The organism is Rahnella sp. NRRL B-41462, assembly GCF_003263525.1.
In the GTDB taxonomy this organism is placed as follows: domain Bacteria; phylum Pseudomonadota; class Gammaproteobacteria; order Enterobacterales; family Enterobacteriaceae; genus Rahnella; species Rahnella aceris.
Map to the genome: position 1 here is coordinate 1 of NZ_JYDF01000014.1, position 14,579 is coordinate 14,579.

Annotated in this window: 12 protein-coding genes; 6 read left to right on the forward strand and 6 right to left on the reverse strand. The window is 52.2% G+C overall.

Annotation, left to right across the window (positions count from 1 at the left end; all coding sequences use genetic code 11):
- Nucleotides 1-1,867 (forward strand): ferric-rhodotorulic acid/ferric-coprogen receptor FhuE (gene fhuE / locus UC14_RS04630; RefSeq protein WP_112197318.1); only part of this gene is annotated, 1,867 nt, incomplete at its 5' end.
- Nucleotides 1,868-2,025: 158 nt separating this feature from the next.
- Here the strand turns inward: fhuE and UC14_RS04635 are convergent.
- Nucleotides 2,026-3,360 (reverse strand): glycoside hydrolase family 10 protein, encoded by a 1,335-nt coding sequence (locus tag UC14_RS04635; protein WP_049804369.1) that lies wholly within the window; start codon nucleotides 3,358-3,360, stop codon nucleotides 2,026-2,028.
- Nucleotides 3,361-3,639: 279 nt separating this feature from the next.
- Here UC14_RS04635 and UC14_RS04640 point away from each other — a divergent pair, with 279 nt between their 5' ends.
- The 3 genes from UC14_RS04640 to arsC are packed head-to-tail and all read left to right on the forward strand — an operon-like array spanning nucleotide 3,640 to nucleotide 5,777.
- The gene (locus UC14_RS04640) at nucleotides 3,640-3,960 is read left to right on the forward strand and encodes a metalloregulator ArsR/SmtB family transcription factor (RefSeq protein ID WP_013578301.1); all 321 of its coding nucleotides are present in this window, start codon (nucleotides 3,640-3,642) and stop codon (nucleotides 3,958-3,960) included.
- 44 nt (nucleotides 3,961-4,004) lie between these two features.
- Nucleotides 4,005-5,294, forward strand: a complete 1,290-nt coding sequence (locus tag UC14_RS04645) for an arsenic transporter (protein ID WP_013578300.1) — start codon at nucleotides 4,005-4,007, stop codon at nucleotides 5,292-5,294.
- A gap of 51 nt (nucleotides 5,295-5,345) precedes the next feature.
- Entirely contained in the window at nucleotides 5,346-5,777 is a 432-nt protein-coding gene (arsC, locus tag UC14_RS04650) for a glutaredoxin-dependent arsenate reductase (protein ID WP_112197319.1), read from the forward strand.
- 71 nt (nucleotides 5,778-5,848) lie between these two features.
- Here arsC and UC14_RS04655 read toward each other — a convergent pair whose 3' ends face one another.
- The 3 genes from UC14_RS04655 to UC14_RS04665 form a co-directional block, all read right to left on the reverse strand.
- Complete coding sequence (locus tag UC14_RS04655; RefSeq protein ID WP_112197320.1) at nucleotides 5,849-7,402, reverse strand: peptide MFS transporter; 1,554 nt, start codon at nucleotides 7,400-7,402, stop codon at nucleotides 5,849-5,851.
- A gap of 263 nt (nucleotides 7,403-7,665) precedes the next feature.
- Nucleotides 7,666-8,757 (reverse strand): ABC transporter substrate-binding protein, encoded by a 1,092-nt coding sequence (locus tag UC14_RS04660; RefSeq protein ID WP_112197321.1) that lies wholly within the window; start codon nucleotides 8,755-8,757, stop codon nucleotides 7,666-7,668.
- Between the two features lie 37 nt (nucleotides 8,758-8,794).
- The gene (locus UC14_RS04665) at nucleotides 8,795-10,924 is read right to left on the reverse strand and encodes a TonB-dependent siderophore receptor (RefSeq protein ID WP_112197322.1); all 2,130 of its coding nucleotides are present in this window, start codon (nucleotides 10,922-10,924) and stop codon (nucleotides 8,795-8,797) included.
- A gap of 343 nt (nucleotides 10,925-11,267) precedes the next feature.
- Here UC14_RS04665 and UC14_RS04670 point away from each other — a divergent pair, with 343 nt between their 5' ends.
- On the forward strand, nucleotides 11,268-12,176 hold the full coding sequence (locus tag UC14_RS04670) for a MurR/RpiR family transcriptional regulator (protein ID WP_112197323.1): 909 nt from the start codon (nucleotides 11,268-11,270) through the stop codon (nucleotides 12,174-12,176).
- A gap of 205 nt (nucleotides 12,177-12,381) precedes the next feature.
- Here the strand turns inward: UC14_RS04670 and UC14_RS04675 are convergent, their stop codons facing one another.
- Together UC14_RS04675 and UC14_RS04680 are read right to left on the reverse strand one after the other, a co-directional pair.
- Nucleotides 12,382-12,603 (reverse strand): hypothetical protein, encoded by a 222-nt coding sequence (locus tag UC14_RS04675; RefSeq protein ID WP_013578293.1) that lies wholly within the window; start codon nucleotides 12,601-12,603, stop codon nucleotides 12,382-12,384.
- A 314-nt stretch (nucleotides 12,604-12,917) separates the two neighbouring features.
- Nucleotides 12,918-13,823, reverse strand: a complete 906-nt coding sequence (locus UC14_RS04680; protein ID WP_013578292.1) for an SDR family oxidoreductase — start codon at nucleotides 13,821-13,823, stop codon at nucleotides 12,918-12,920.
- 329 nt (nucleotides 13,824-14,152) lie between these two features.
- On the opposite strand from UC14_RS04680, the gene UC14_RS04685 reads away from it, so the two are divergent.
- Entirely contained in the window at nucleotides 14,153-14,470 is a 318-nt protein-coding gene (locus tag UC14_RS04685; RefSeq protein WP_013578291.1) for an RcnB family protein, read from the forward strand.
- The last annotated feature ends 109 nt before the right edge of the window (nucleotides 14,471-14,579 follow it).

Sequence of the window (14,579 nt, forward strand, 5' to 3'; positions counted from 1 at the left end):
GGGGGACGTGCTGAATAACACCACCGGCATCTCGACGGAAGTCATCGACAGCGAACGCGTATCCTATTTCTCCCGCGGTTTTTACATCAATAATTACACTTACGACGACATTCCAACGTCCGTCAGCGACACCTGGAACTTTGGTGATGCCGCCGAAGACACCGCGATTTATGACCGCATCGAAGTGGTGCGTGGCGCCACAGGCCTGATGACAGGGGCGGGCAATCCGGCCGCCTCTGTCAACATGGTGCGTAAACACGCCGACAGCAAAGAATTCACCGGCGATATCAGCGCCAGTTACGGAAGCTGGAACAAACAGCGTTACGTGCTCGATGCTTCCGGCCCGCTGAATCAGGAAGGTTCGGTGCGCGGGCGCGTGGTAGCCGGTTATCAGGATCAGGACAGCTGGCTGGATCGCTATCACAAGCGTAAAAAATTCTTCTACGGCGTGGTGGATGCCGATGTGACCGATAACACCACCGTGTCGCTCGGTTACGATTATCAGGAAAATAACACCGGCAACCCGACCTGGGGCGGCCTGCCAACCTGGTACACAGACGGCTCGCGCACGCATTATGACCGCAGTACCAACACTTCCGCCGACTGGACGAATTATGCCATTCAGTCGCGTAAAGTGTTCGCCAACGTTAAACATGACTTTGATAACGGCTGGACATTCCGTGTAAACGGCACACATGGCGAGCAAACGTTTAATGATAAATTGCTGTATCTGATGGATTTCCCGGATCACACGACGGGCACTGGTCTCAGCGGTTTTGGCAGTAAAGACCGTGGCACGCGCAAAGTGGATTCCCTCGACACTTACGCCACCGGGCCGTTTGAACTGTTTGGCCGTCAGCACCAGATGGTGGCTGGCGTCAGTTACAGCCGCCAGCACAACCAGACTTACAGCGCAGACGGTTCTCTCGACAGCGACACAATTGGCAGTTTTGGCAACAGCTGGAACGGCAATGTCAGCGAGCCGGAGTGGGGAGACTGGTATCTGAATGCGGACGATGTCATCCGCCAGAAAGCCGGTTATTTTGCCACCCGCTTCTCACTGGCGGATCCGCTTTCGCTGATCGTTGGCGCACGTTATACCCAATGGAGCACCAATGGCAGCAGCGGCAGCATGAGCAAGAACAACATCACGCCATACGGCGGTCTGGTGTATGACATCAACGACACCTGGTCGGCATACGCCAGTTATACGTCCATCTTCCAGCCGCAGACTGACCGCGATATTAACGGCCATTATCTGTCCCCAACCACCGGGAAAAATTACGAAACCGGGCTTAAATCCGCGTGGATGGACGGTCGTCTGACCGCCACAATGGCAGTATTCCGTATCGAACAGGATAACGTGGCACAGGAAGATGGCAGCAATTACGTTAACGGCTCCAGCGAGCAGGCGTATGTCGCGGTCAGCGGCACCGTCAGCAAAGGCGCTGAGTTTGAGATCAACGGCGCGGTGACCGACAACCTGCAAATGACCTTTGGTGCGACGCGTTATGTCGCGAAAGACGAAACCGGCAGCCGTCTCAACAGCAATATGCCGCAGACCCAGCTGAAATTGTTCAGCCGTTACCAGTTACCGATGATGCCGGATCTGACCGTCGGCGGCGGTGTAAACTGGCAGAACCGCACCTTCCAGGATGCTACCGGGCCGGACGGCGAAACGCATCGTGTATCGCAGGGCAGCACCGCGCTGGTGGACCTGTTCACGCGTTATCAGGTGACAAAACAGCTGTCCGTGCAGGCCAACATCAACAACCTGTTTGACCGCACGTACTACTCGTGGCTCAGCGATTACGCCGTTTACGGTGAACCGCGCAATGTCTCGGTCAGCGCAAATTACACGTTCTGATATGAAGGTTTAACGCGCAATAAAAAAGGCACCGCCTGCGTGTTCAGGCGGTGCCTTACTGTCATTCTCTGTCCGTGCACGGGACTATCGTCGCGTGATCAGAGGACTGGAAGCAGCGGCAAAGGAATTCAGCATAGATGGATGTCAGCTAACTTATTTCAGCTTCCCCAGCGGCTTTTCAGGTAACGGACCGCGTCCAGCGTCTGCGGCTGGTTGAGGTAGTTTTCGCGGAACAAAATCGTGCCGTTAATTTGCGGTACGGATTCATTCATATCGAGCTGTTTCTTCAGCTCCGGCACGCCGCCGCTGACCATCCAGTCCGGTTCATTTTTGGACGGTTCACCCACTTTATACAACGCCACACCAATGTAGAGCCGCGTATGTGTGGGCTTGACCACATTTGCCCACCAGTTTGCCAGCACGTCATAACGCGCCGCCTTGCGGGAGAATGGCCAGTACAGTTGCGGCGCAATATAATCGAGCAAACCTTGTTGCACCCACAGGCGGGTATCCGCATAGGCTTCATCGTAAGCCGCTGCGCCGGAAGTTTGTGAACCTGCCGGATCATGCGACACGTTACGCCAGACACCCGCCGGACTGACGCCAAATTCCACACCCGGTTTCAGCTGTTTTATGGTGCGTGAAACCTGCTCAATCAGCATCTGGGTATTGTGACGCCGCCAGTCGGCTTTAGAAGCGTAACCCTGACCGTACTTCCGGAACGTCAGGCTGTCATCCAGCGAGGAACCCGGTGATTCGGAATAAAAATAGTCATCAAACTGCACACCATCGACAGGATAACGCGCCACCACTTCCGCCACGATGCTGGTGATCCAGTCGCGCGCCTCAGGAATACCAGGGTCCACCACGAAACGATCCCCGGAGGTTCGGATCCAGTCGCGGTGCAGCACAAACACGCTGGCAGGGTGCAGTGGCAATGTCTGATTCAGTTCCGCCACAGTCGAAGGTTTGGTGTTCACAGACACACGGTAAGGGTTAAACCACGCATGGACTTTCATCCCGCGCTTGTGCGCTTCATCGAGCATAAACTGCAACGGGTCATAACCCGGATCCTGACCAATTTTACCCGTCAGCATATCTGACCACGGCAAAATTTTTGAAGGCCAGAACGCAGTACCGTCAGGTTTTACCTGGAAGAAAACCGTATTGATGCCCAGACTTTTAAGCTTATCCAGCTTGGCAGTCAGCGCTTGCTGCTGCTGGCTGATGCGCAAAGACGCACTGCCAGCATTCACCGAATTAACCGGTGGCCAGTCGAGGCGGGAAACGGTCGCCAGCCAGACGCCGCGCACGGGTTCATGACTCTGCACAGGTTGACCAGGAAGAGGGTGCTTCGCCACTGGCGGCAGCGGCGTCACCAGTGATTTTGGCGGTGTCGAGGCACAGCCAGCCACCAGTAACAGCGCAAAAGCCACAACGGCACCAGGGTGTTTGACGGCGGTGACGCAAGGAAAATGACGGGAAAAAGCGATGATAAACTCCGGTGATGTCTGGTCGTCGCGCGAAAAGAAACATTTTCTTATTATTGAAATTAAAGTCAATCACTCATGCACTTAGCGCTGACGTCAGCGCAATCCGCAAACCTGCCAGGATTTCGATTTCTGGAATCTGATACTGTATTTAACATAATCATGATTATGCGCACCGAAAGCAGGCGCCATATTTCCCTGAGTTCATTTCTGAAATCTGTGCTTTGAAAGCCATCATATATGGATTAGCATATGTTTTATTAATCCACAACGGGACTCAATATGTTACAGCCTGCGCAGCTTTTTAAACTGCTTGCCGACGAAACGCGCTCGACTATTGTGATGCTTCTCAGGGAATCAGGAGAACTTTGCGTTTGCGATATCTGTGCCGCAACAGCGGAATCACAACCCAAGATCTCCCGTCACATCGCGCTGTTACGTGAAGCCGGACTGGTCACAGACCGCCGGGAAGGAAAATGGGTACATTACCGCCTCTCACCACAAATGCCTGCATGGTCAGCGGCGATTATCGATTCTGCATGGAACTGTGACCGCGAAAACATACGCCGCAAGCTGAATAATAAGTCACCGGTTTCATGTTAAAACCATAAACACATTCACTATAACAAATATGTACGGAGTCGATCATGTTGCTGGCAGGTACTATTTTTTTACTCACCCTGATTCTGGTTATCTGGCAGCCCCGCGGGCTGGGCATTGGCTGGAGCGCCATGCTGGGTGCGGGTCTGGCATTACTGACGGGTGTCGTTCACCCGGGTGATATTCCGGTTGTCTGGCAAATAGTCTGGAACGCAACGGCCACTTTTATTGCCGTTATCATTATCAGCCTGCTGCTGGATGAATCGGGTTTCTTCGAGTGGGCGGCACTGCATGTTGCACGCTGGGGAAACGGACGCGGGCGTCTGTTATTTACCTGGATTATTTTACTGGGCGCGATGGTCGCTGCCCTGTTCGCCAATGATGGTGCCGCACTGATTCTGACGCCGATTGTCATGGCGATGCTGCTGGCTCTGGGTTTCAGTCGCGGCGCGACATTAGCCTTTGTCATGGCAGCCGGGTTTATCGCGGATGTTGCCAGCCTGCCGCTGATCGTCTCAAATCTGGTGAATATTGTCTCGGCTGATTTCTTCAACCTGGGATTCACGGAATATGCGTCCGTCATGGGCCCGGTTAATCTGGCAGCCATTGCGACAACACTGGTCATGCTGCACCTGTTTTTCCGCAAAGACATCCCGCCGGTTTACGATATTTCTCTGCTGAAACAGCCTGCTGAGGCTGTCCGCGATGCCAGCACCTTCAAAGCAGGCTGGCTGGTTCTGATCCTTCTGCTGGCGGGTTTCTTTGGTCTTGAACCCCTCGGCGTACCGGTCAGCCTGGTCGCCGCTGTCGGCGCACTGATCCTTTATATTATCGCCAGGAAAGGTCACATCATTAATACCGGCAAAGTGCTGCGCGGCGCGCCGTGGCAAATCGTCATTTTCTCGCTGGGTATGTATCTGGTGGTTTATGGTTTACGTAATGCCGGGCTGACGCATGCCCTGTCTGCCGTGCTGAATCAGCTGGCAGAACAGGGTTTATGGGCCTCTACGCTGGGAACCGGCTTTATCACCGCCTTCCTCTCTTCCATCATGAACAATATGCCGACCGTGCTGATCGGGGCGCTGTCGATTGATGGCAGCACAGCCACGGGAGTCATTAAAGAGGCGATGATTTATGCCAACGTGATCGGCAGCGATCTGGGGCCAAAAATCACCCCGATTGGCAGCCTGGCAACACTGTTATGGTTGCATGTGTTGTCACAGAAGAATATGACGATTACCTGGGGATATTACTTCCGGGTGGGTATTGTCATGACTCTGCCTGTGCTGTTTGTCACGCTGGCAGCTTTAGCGCTGCGGTTGTCTGTGGCGCTGTAACGGATGTTTAACGCCTGACCTCACACTAAGATTGAAAAAGAGAACCTCCTGATGAGCAATATCACTATTTATCACAACCCGGCCTGTGGTACATCGCGCAATACCCTTGAGCTGATCCGCAACAGCGGCGCTGAGCCCACCGTGATTTTGTATCTTGAAACCCCACCGGCCCGTGAAGAACTGGTAAAACTGATTGCGGATATGGGTATTCCCGTGCGGGCCTTGTTACGCAAAAATGTCGAGCCGTATGAGCAATTAAAACTGGCAGACAATCATTTCAGCGACGATCAACTGATCGACTTCATGTTGCAGTACCCGATTCTGATCAACCGGCCGGTGGTTGTCACGCCGCTGGGCACCCGGTTATGCCGCCCTTCTGAGGAGGTATTAGCGATCTTGCCTGATGCGCAACGTGGCGCGTTCACCAAGGAAGACGGTGAAGCAGTTATTGATGAAAACGGCAAACGTATAACGAAAATCTAAAAAAAATAAGGCCGGTCATCAGACCGGCCTTATTGATTCTTAGCGGTATTCGACAAACACCTTACCCGCCATCAGGCATGTGACACCGGTTTTTGTTCTGTCTTAGACTGAACGTTTTCCAGCATTCTGCGAACCGGAATGATCAGGACGAACAGCACCGCAGCGCAGATAAGCAACGCAATGGAGCAACGGGCGAACAGGTCAGGCAGCATATCCAGTTGATCGGCTTTTACGTGTCCGCCAATCAAACCGGCCGCCAGATTCCCCAGCGCACTGGCACAGAACCACAGGCCCATCATCTGACCGCGCATTCTTTCCGGCGCCAGCAGCGTCATGGTCGCCAGACCAATCGGACTCAGGCACAGCTCACCGAGCGTCAGCATCAGAATGCTGCCCACCAGCCATAATGGCGATACGCCTGCCCCGCCGCTGTTCAGCACGTTCTGGGCAGCCATCATCATGATCCCGAAGCCCGCCGCCGCGCATAAAATGCCGATGATGAACTTGGTGATGCTGCTCGGGCGCACGTTTTTACGCGCCAGCAACGGCCATGCCCAGCTGAATACCGGTGCCAGCAGGATGATAAACAACGCATTGATGGACTGGAACCAGACGGCAGGAATTTCAAAATCACCGATCATGCGGTTGGTGTAGTCGTTGGCGAACAGGTTGAACGAGGTCGGCTTCTGCTCAAACGCAGACCAGAAGAAAGCAGCCGAGACCAGCAAAATAAAGCACACCAGCAGTCGGGCGCGCTCTTTCCGGTTCAGTCCGGCAAACAGGAACAGATAGATAAAATAGAGCGCAACGGACGCCGCAATCACATACACCAGCACGCTGGCGACGGCAACCGGGTTAATGACGATCACGCCCTGCGAGATCAGCGCAACGATGATTGCCACACCGGCGGCCAGCGCCAGCAGCCAGACACCTACACCGTTTTTCTTAGCAACCGGACTGTTCCAGGTGGAATCCAGTCCCACTTCGCTGTCGTAACGTTTCATGGCCGGCACGGCGTACAGACGGAAGATAATCAGCGCCACCAGCATACCGATCCCCCCGATACCAAAGCCCCAATGCCAGCCATGCGTTTTTATCAGCCAGCCGGAAATCAGCGGCGCGATAAACGACCCCATGTTAATGCCCATATAAAACAGTGAGAAACCGCCATCACGACGCGCATCACCTTTTTTATACAGCGTGCCCACCATGACCGAGATGCACGTTTTGAACAGGCCGGAGCCGAGAACAATAAACATCAGGCCGATAAAGAACAGGCTGTCGCCCATGAAAGCGGAAAGCGCAATCGACAGGTGGCCGAGCGCAATCAGAATCGATCCGTACCAGACCGCCCTCTGCTGCCCGAGCCAGTTATCTGCCAGCCAGCCGCCCGGCAGCGCCGCCAGATACATACAGCCAGCAAATATACCGACGATAGCTGATGCGTTTTCACGCGCAAGCCCCATACCGCCGTCGTAAACCGTCGCCGCCATAAACAGGATCAGTAAAGGACGGATGCCATAAAACGAGAACCGCTCCCACATTTCAGTGAAGAACAATGAGCCGAGCGGATAAGGATGGCCGAAGAAGGTCCGGCTTTCGTTTTTATTAACAGAGGAATGCATAAATTCTCCAGAGAAAGTCTGTCGTAATCGTTGTGAATACCCTTGCCCGGCGGCTGTCTTGCAGCCGCTCTTAAGCATTCAGCGCTTATTATTTGATTGCCGAATACCGGTATTGTCTGGCATTAACCGCAGAAGTTTTAGAGGAAAAGTCGACTAATGTCCACTTTTACAGATTTTATAGCGGCAGAAAACCGGACATGGCAGGTGAATTTACGAAGAAAAAAGCCCCTCAGGATAAAATATGCATTCAGAACAACGCCCCTTCACCGGCTGCCGTTGGCAAAATATGTGCCGGTATAGGGGATTGGCAGGTAGTCATGAAAGATCTGTTTTAATGTCTGCTCAGGTTCGATATCCGCAAACACATCAGGATAAAGGGTTTTTGCCATGAACTCGGTCGCGGCAACATGCCACGGGCTGAGGTAGAAATTATGCCATATCATCCCGGTGCGGCCGTTATGCACCGCTTTAAGTTCACGCAATCCATTCTGCCTGGCAGTCAGTTCCCGCAGACTTTGTTGTGCCATTTCCGGTGATATGGCGGGCCCCAGTTTCAAATCATTCTGATCATCAGGAGAACCTGCACCCGTGGCGAAATAAACCTCAGGTTGCGCCATGATAACCGTTTCTTCATTCAGCTGGCCAAAGACACCCTGCACCGTTTTGCTGGCGATATTATCCCCTCCGGCAAAATTCAGCAGTTCACCAAGACTGCCTTTCACGGCAGTCACGCAACATTCATTGCGACGCCCAAGATGTAACTGAAGCAGCACCGTCGGTTTGTGGCCGGAATAAGCGGCCAGACGATCATGGATAACCTGCATATGAGTATCGTAAAAGTGATTAAATGCCTGGGCGCGTGCAGTCTGGTTAAGCACCTCGCCCAGAATACTCACACTGCGCGTAGTATTTTTCAGCAGATGGACACGAAGATCGATTTTCACTATCGGGATATGCGCAGCGTTGAGCATTTCTTTAAGACGCAAATCGGCATCGTCATAGCGCGCAAGGCTGGGCAGGATCACCAGATCTGGTTTCAGCGCCAGCACCTTTTCAGGGTTCATATCATTTGTTCCCCCCAACCCCAGCGACGGAATCGTCAATATATGCGGAAAACGCTGCGCAAAAATGTCCCAGGTCTGGCTGTCATACTTCTTCAGATCGAGTGGCCAGCCGACAATCCGTCTGACAGGATCACCCGTTTCCAGAAGGGCCAGCGTATAAAGCATCCGGCTTTCGCCCAGCACGATACGTTGCGGATTATCGGGAATGTCCACATGATTACCGTCGATATCGATGACAGTGCGGGCCTGTACGCCAAAGCCCGTCAGCAACAACATAAACAGCACAGTCATAACAGAATATCTACGCGCTCGCGGAGTCAACCGCAGATCAGAATTCAACACTTGCCTGCACCATAAGATTACGGGTTTCACCTTCGCGCACGCGCAGGTTACCGCCGCTGGACGTGTAATAATGTTTGTTGAACAGGTTATTCAGGTTGAGTTTCAGCTGCGTCTTCTCCCCGAACAGACGGTTGTTCCACGCAACAAAACTGTCAGCCACAACATAATCAGGTAACGTGAAACTGTTCTCCGGGTCTCCCGCACGGGTGCCGACATAACGCGCCCCGCCGCCGACACGGAAATCACCCGGCAGGCCGTTAATCACCAGATTATGGCTCAGATAGAGCGCGCCCGAATGGCGCGGCGCATTCTGCAAACGGTTGCCGTTATTCGCAGAGTTTTCACCGTCATCCACAATTTCGGCTTTGTCATAGCTGTAATTGGCACTGACTTCCCAGTCAGGAAGGATCTCACCATTCAGCTCAAATTCCGCCCCGCTGGAACGTGCTTTATCAATGGCGCGTGTTTCGCCGTTAATGCTCAGTGACATGTCCCGCTCATCGATACGGTACAGCGCCACGCTGGCAAACATGCGTGGCGTAATCTGCCATTTACTGCCCACTTCCCAGGTAGTGCCCTGTTCAGGTTTTCCTACGTTGCCGTCATCGTCTACATCCGTTGAGGGCGTAAAGGATTTGCTGACGCTGCTGTAAAGAGACACCTCTGGCGTGACTTTATAAATCAGACCGGCCTGAGGTAAAAACTTATTCCCTTCGGAATCAAGCGTCTGAACGACGGGGTCAAAGCCTTTTGAGGCTCGCTGCTCATAATGTTGATAACGGCCGCCAAGCACCGCAATCCAGTCCGGTGTCAGTGAAATGCTGTCTTTGGCATACACCGAACGACTGTGTATCCGGTTCAGGTTATTGCCGTTAGCCGTATTCTCAGTCGTGCTGTCGGCGACCGGGGAGAGAATGTCGTATTGCGGATCCATAAAGTTGAAGCTGCTGTTGGCTTTGCCCTGGTATTGATGCGCACGATAAGTCTGGTTCATCTCATAATCAGTGCCCAGCACAAGATCATGATTCATACCCAGAATGTCCTGTGAACCCAGCAGATCCCAGGAAACATATTTGGTCTTGTGATTAAAACCGCGATTGGCATCCGCCCTGCGCGTCACGGCGCCGGTTGTCGCGTTAACCGCTGTCACCCTGACTTCGTCATTATTGTAGCGGCGCTGGTTCCATCCCAGCGTCAGGCGGGTGCTCCAGTCATCGCTGAACTGCCAGTCATAATGGGCGTTCAGCGTTTTATTATGACCCCAGGCGCGGTTTGACTTGTCATCCAGCCGGTCCTTATAGCCGATATCGATCGGTTTGCCGTTAATAAAAGCGGTTCCGCGATCGTATGGAATGTCGTAGCGGTAATCAGAATAGCTGATCAGGAAACTGGCCTTTTCGCCGTACCACTGCAGCGAAGGCGAAATCAGGGTGTGTTTATCACTGCCAAAATTACGCCAGTAATCCTGATCCTGTTTTTCCGCAATCATGCGAAAAGCAAAACCATTACCCAGCGGGCCGGTGACATCCACTGTCCCTGCTCCGCCACCTTCACTGGCGTAACGTCCGCTGACTTTGGTGTGCCAGTCATACTGCGGTTTTTTACTGACCAGGTTGATGACACCCCCGGGGTTTTGGATCCCGTAGAGTAATGACGCGGAACCTTTCAGCACTTCAACCCGCTCGGTGGTGGCATCAAAATTGAGACCCTGACTGCTGCGGACGCCGTCGCGATAAATGGACCCATCAGAGTTGGAACCAAAACCACGCCGGACAAATCCATCTTCCGTGCCCGCGAGCGTATTCCCCTCACTGACACCGCTGACAAAACGCATCGCATCAGAAAGACTTGTGGCCTGATAATCGTCAAGTTGTTGTCGCGTCACGACGCTGACCGATTGTGCCTCGTTAAGGCGCGGTGTGGGCGTTTTACTGGCAACAGAACTGGTGCCTGCGCTGTATCCCTGATCGTTCGTCTCATTTCCGGTGATGGTCAGCGTGTCGCTGTCTGCGGCTGAATACCCCGTAACAGGCGCCAGCATCGCAACGCCATAAATAGCAGCAAGAATCGCCGGATGGCCTTTTCTTTTAAAATCAAACAGTTTTTTATTATTCATTTCAATCAACCCGGTGTTAAATATAACGCACTTCCCCGTAATGCAATTGATAATCATTCCAACATGCAGATATGTAGTAGTAAATGATATGTTTCAGAATTTTGCTACAGGAAGAAATCATGACTTTACGGCAGGCATCTTGCTTTCAGCAGAACTTAACAAACTGTTTTTAAATAATTTTTATTGAAACCCGACGTTTCAGCCGCATAGGGTTCCGGTTCAGCACAGAAGAATTTGAATATTTTTGCTGCTAAAAACGCTACATTGTTAAAATAAACCCACAGTGTGAATGCTTTGCATTCACCGGTAAGCCTTTCAAAACTAACAGGATCGGTAAAATTACATGGCTGCCATTCCGGTAAAAAGACGTATTGATGTTTTCGGTGAACGCTACCGCGCCCGGGCGCCCTCACTGTCTCCCGGCTTGCAGGCGGTGGTGTCTTATATCCACAACAACCGTGAATCGGCGCTGGAAGCCACGGCAATGGATATTGCAGCCGCGACAGAAGTTTCGGATGCCACTGTAGTACGCGCCGTTCAGGCACTCGGTTTCGCCGGATTACGCGACATGAAAAAGACGCTGGAAGCCTGGTTTGGTACGGAGGTGAACTCGGAAGAGAAGATGAGCACGACGGTCAGCGAACTGGCCAGCGATATCAATTCGGGTATCAACTTCGTTCTCGACGGGCATAAACGTGCATGCGATACGCTGGCCGAGCCCGCTAACCGGCAGGCCATTTCTGAAGCTATCGCGCTGCTGATTAATGCGCGTCAGGTGGCGGTGTTTGGTCTGAACGCTTCAGGCATTTTAGCGGACTACAGCACACGGCTTTTTAGCCGGATTGGCATTCCGGCAGTATCACTTAACCGCTCAGGCATTGCGCTGGCGGAACAGCTCATAAACCTGCAACGCGGCGATGTCCTGATCATGATGGCGCAGAAAAGTGCTCATCGTGAGGGCAGAACGGCAATACAGGAAGCAAAGCGTCTGAATATCCCTCTCATTTTACTGACCAACGCCAGTGATTCTTTTTTTGCAAAGCAAGCTGATATTGTCATCAATGTTCCGCGCGGTGGTGAAAATGGCCGCATGCCGCTCCATGGCACGGTACTGGTCTGTCTGGAAATGCTGATTTTATCCCTTGCCTCGGCTACCGCATCGCGGACCCTGAAAACCATGAAGCGCATTCAGGATCTCAATCAGTCTCTGAAATCCGCCAATAAAATCAGAAAGTTGCAGGACGGCGTGTAGGCCAGACGACCTGTGATACTGAACTGGCACTAAAAATGGTAACGGGGAAACACCGGACACCAGTCCTGCTGTTTATCTCGTCGTTATTTGCAGGAGCAGGCATGGGCCGGGGACAACTGGGCGGGCTGGCATTAATCATGGTGATATCTTTGTCTGTTTGCGCTTCAATGTTTATTGCCAGTAAGGCAAAACGGACGCTGAATATTCAGAGAATAAAATTATGCAATTTGCCAGGTTCGGTCAGGAAAGTGTCATAGGAACCACTGATATACATACCGTCCCTGAAGATAACAACTTCTTCCACCCGCACCGGGTGTTGGCAAACGGCACAAATCAGAGAATGTACGGTCTCTGCCAGGGGCGAGTTCACTGCGGCGATGAAACGATCTGCCCCGCATTGCTCGCAAACAATTTTGATATCCGGCATGTGATGCACTCTGCACAAAAAAGAAAATGATTCCTTCAAATATAGCATAATTGGAATAATCTGATTGCTTATTATTAAATCGATATCTATCAAAGCATTTTAAGGCAAAAAAAAGCCCGCATGCAGAGCGCGGGCAATCACACAGACACGAAGAATAAAAGCAGTGGTTATCTGGTACCTGTAAAAGATGAGTAAAGATGAAGGGTTATGCCGAATTAATTAGCAACGTAATTATTTATGACGTACCAATGCACGGGAAAATGTCTGAATAAAAAAGCCCGTCAATGACGGGCTTTGGCGTTGCTGAAGGCGGCTTATACCGTGCCGGTTCCCCCATCAGAACACCAGATTTGTCCTGAGGAATAACTGTTGTCATTTGAGGCCAGCGTCACGTATATCGCGGCGATTTCCGCAGGTTGCCCCGGACGCTTCAGAGGAGCCTGCTCACCAAACGACTCGATTTTTTCCTGCGGCTGACCGCCTGAAATCTGCAACGGCGTCCAGTATGGCCCCGGTGCAACGCCGTTCACGCGGATGCCATCCTCCGCGAGCTGTTTAGCCAGCCCTTTGGTAAAGGCCATGATCGAGGCTTTGGTTGATGAATAATCGAGCAAGTTATCGCTCGGTAAAAACGCCTGCACGGAGGTGGTATTAATGATCGAACCGCCGCGAGGAATGAATTCCAGCGCCGCTTTGGTTATCCAGAACATCGCATACACGTTAGTTTTGAACGTGGCGTCAAACGCTTCAGTGGTCAGATCCTTAATCGAATCACAGAACTGCTGACGACCGGCGTTATTGACCAGCAGATCCAGCCCGCCGAGTTTCTCTTCGGCTTCTTTCACCAGTTGCTGGCAGAATTTCTCGTCACGGATATCGCCCGGAATGGCGATCACTTTCCGCCCTTCGGCCCATAACAGATCGACCACTTCTTTGGCATCGGGCTCTTCGTCCGGCAGATAATTAATGGCGACCTGCGCACCTTCGCGGGCGAAGGCAATCGCCACCGCACGACCAATGCCGGAGTCACCGCCAGTGATCAGCGCTTTACGCCCTTCCAGCCGGGCACTGCCTTTGTAGGTTTTTTCGCCATGATCGGGGACAGGGTGCATTTTGCTGGCCAGCCCCGGAAACGGCTGCTTCTGATGCTCAAACGGCGGCGTCGGATACGCATCAACGTGAGGTTCATTCAGGGAGATCGGGATTGTTTTGTTGTTCATAAACACTCCTTATTTTTAAAATGAATCTACAAAACGCATGTAGAAAATGAATGAACCTTAACCATAGAACATACAGACAGGCTGGTTGAAATCATCGGACGGTTCTGAAGTCTTATCAGCAACGGCACAGCCTTAAATGTCATCATGTCCGGGCTGGCTGTTGCGCCATTTGCATTTCGACACAAAAAAACCTCCCAGCCTGCGCTCACTTTCTCGTTATTATCCTGCCCTACAGAAAAAGCACAGGCTTCGGCTTTACTGCTCATACAACGGACTGGCGGCATATCACCGAGGCAGGCATTAAGTTGATGGTTTTAACGGGATAATCTATGCGTCATTCTAAAATTGTTATGTTATCAGCCCTGGTTGTTTCATCGTTGTTACCTCTGGCTAACACGGCATTTGCCGCGTCAAACTCACATGAAATCAAATCGTTCTACGATGATTCCAAATTGTATTCCATCGGCGATCAGGTGCCTGCGCTGTACCGCACCAAACCCTATGAAATCGTCGGCTGGCAGGAACGTCACCTGCCTGCACCCGATGCGGGCAGCCACTGGACTTACATCGGCGGCAGCTACGCGCTGATCACCGACACCGACGGGAAGATCCTCAAAGCCGAAAACGGCGATATTTACTTCCAGTAATCTGTCATCAGGATTGCAAAGATAAGGCCTGAAGAGATTCAGGCCTTTTTTATTGCGGTTCCCGCACCGTAAATCGCACTTTCGAAAGTAATAAATAGCGGAAGTATCA

What these genes read in the sequence shown, in the direction of transcription:
- UC14_RS04640 (WP_013578301.1), top strand. Translation starts at nt 3,640, where the DNA reads ATGTTACAGCCTGCGCAGCTTTTTAAACTGCTTGCCGACGAAACGCGC.
- UC14_RS04660 (WP_112197321.1), bottom strand. Translation starts at nt 8,757, where the DNA reads ATGACTGTGCTGTTTATGTTGTTGCTGACGGGCTTTGGCGTACAGGCC.
- UC14_RS04680 (WP_013578292.1), bottom strand. Translation starts at nt 13,823, where the DNA reads ATGAACAACAAAACAATCCCGATCTCCCTGAATGAACCTCACGTTGAT.
- UC14_RS04675 (WP_013578293.1), bottom strand. Translation starts at nt 12,603, where the DNA reads ATGCCGGATATCAAAATTGTTTGCGAGCAATGCGGGGCAGATCGTTTC.
- UC14_RS04670 (WP_112197323.1), top strand. Translation starts at nt 11,268, where the DNA reads ATGGCTGCCATTCCGGTAAAAAGACGTATTGATGTTTTCGGTGAACGC.
- arsC (WP_112197319.1), top strand. Translation starts at nt 5,346, where the DNA reads ATGAGCAATATCACTATTTATCACAACCCGGCCTGTGGTACATCGCGC.
- UC14_RS04645 (WP_013578300.1), top strand. Translation starts at nt 4,005, where the DNA reads ATGTTGCTGGCAGGTACTATTTTTTTACTCACCCTGATTCTGGTTATC.
- UC14_RS04665 (WP_112197322.1), bottom strand. Translation starts at nt 10,924, where the DNA reads ATGAATAATAAAAAACTGTTTGATTTTAAAAGAAAAGGCCATCCGGCG.
- UC14_RS04685 (WP_013578291.1), top strand. Translation starts at nt 14,153, where the DNA reads ATGCGTCATTCTAAAATTGTTATGTTATCAGCCCTGGTTGTTTCATCG.
- UC14_RS04655 (WP_112197320.1), bottom strand. Translation starts at nt 7,402, where the DNA reads ATGCATTCCTCTGTTAATAAAAACGAAAGCCGGACCTTCTTCGGCCAT.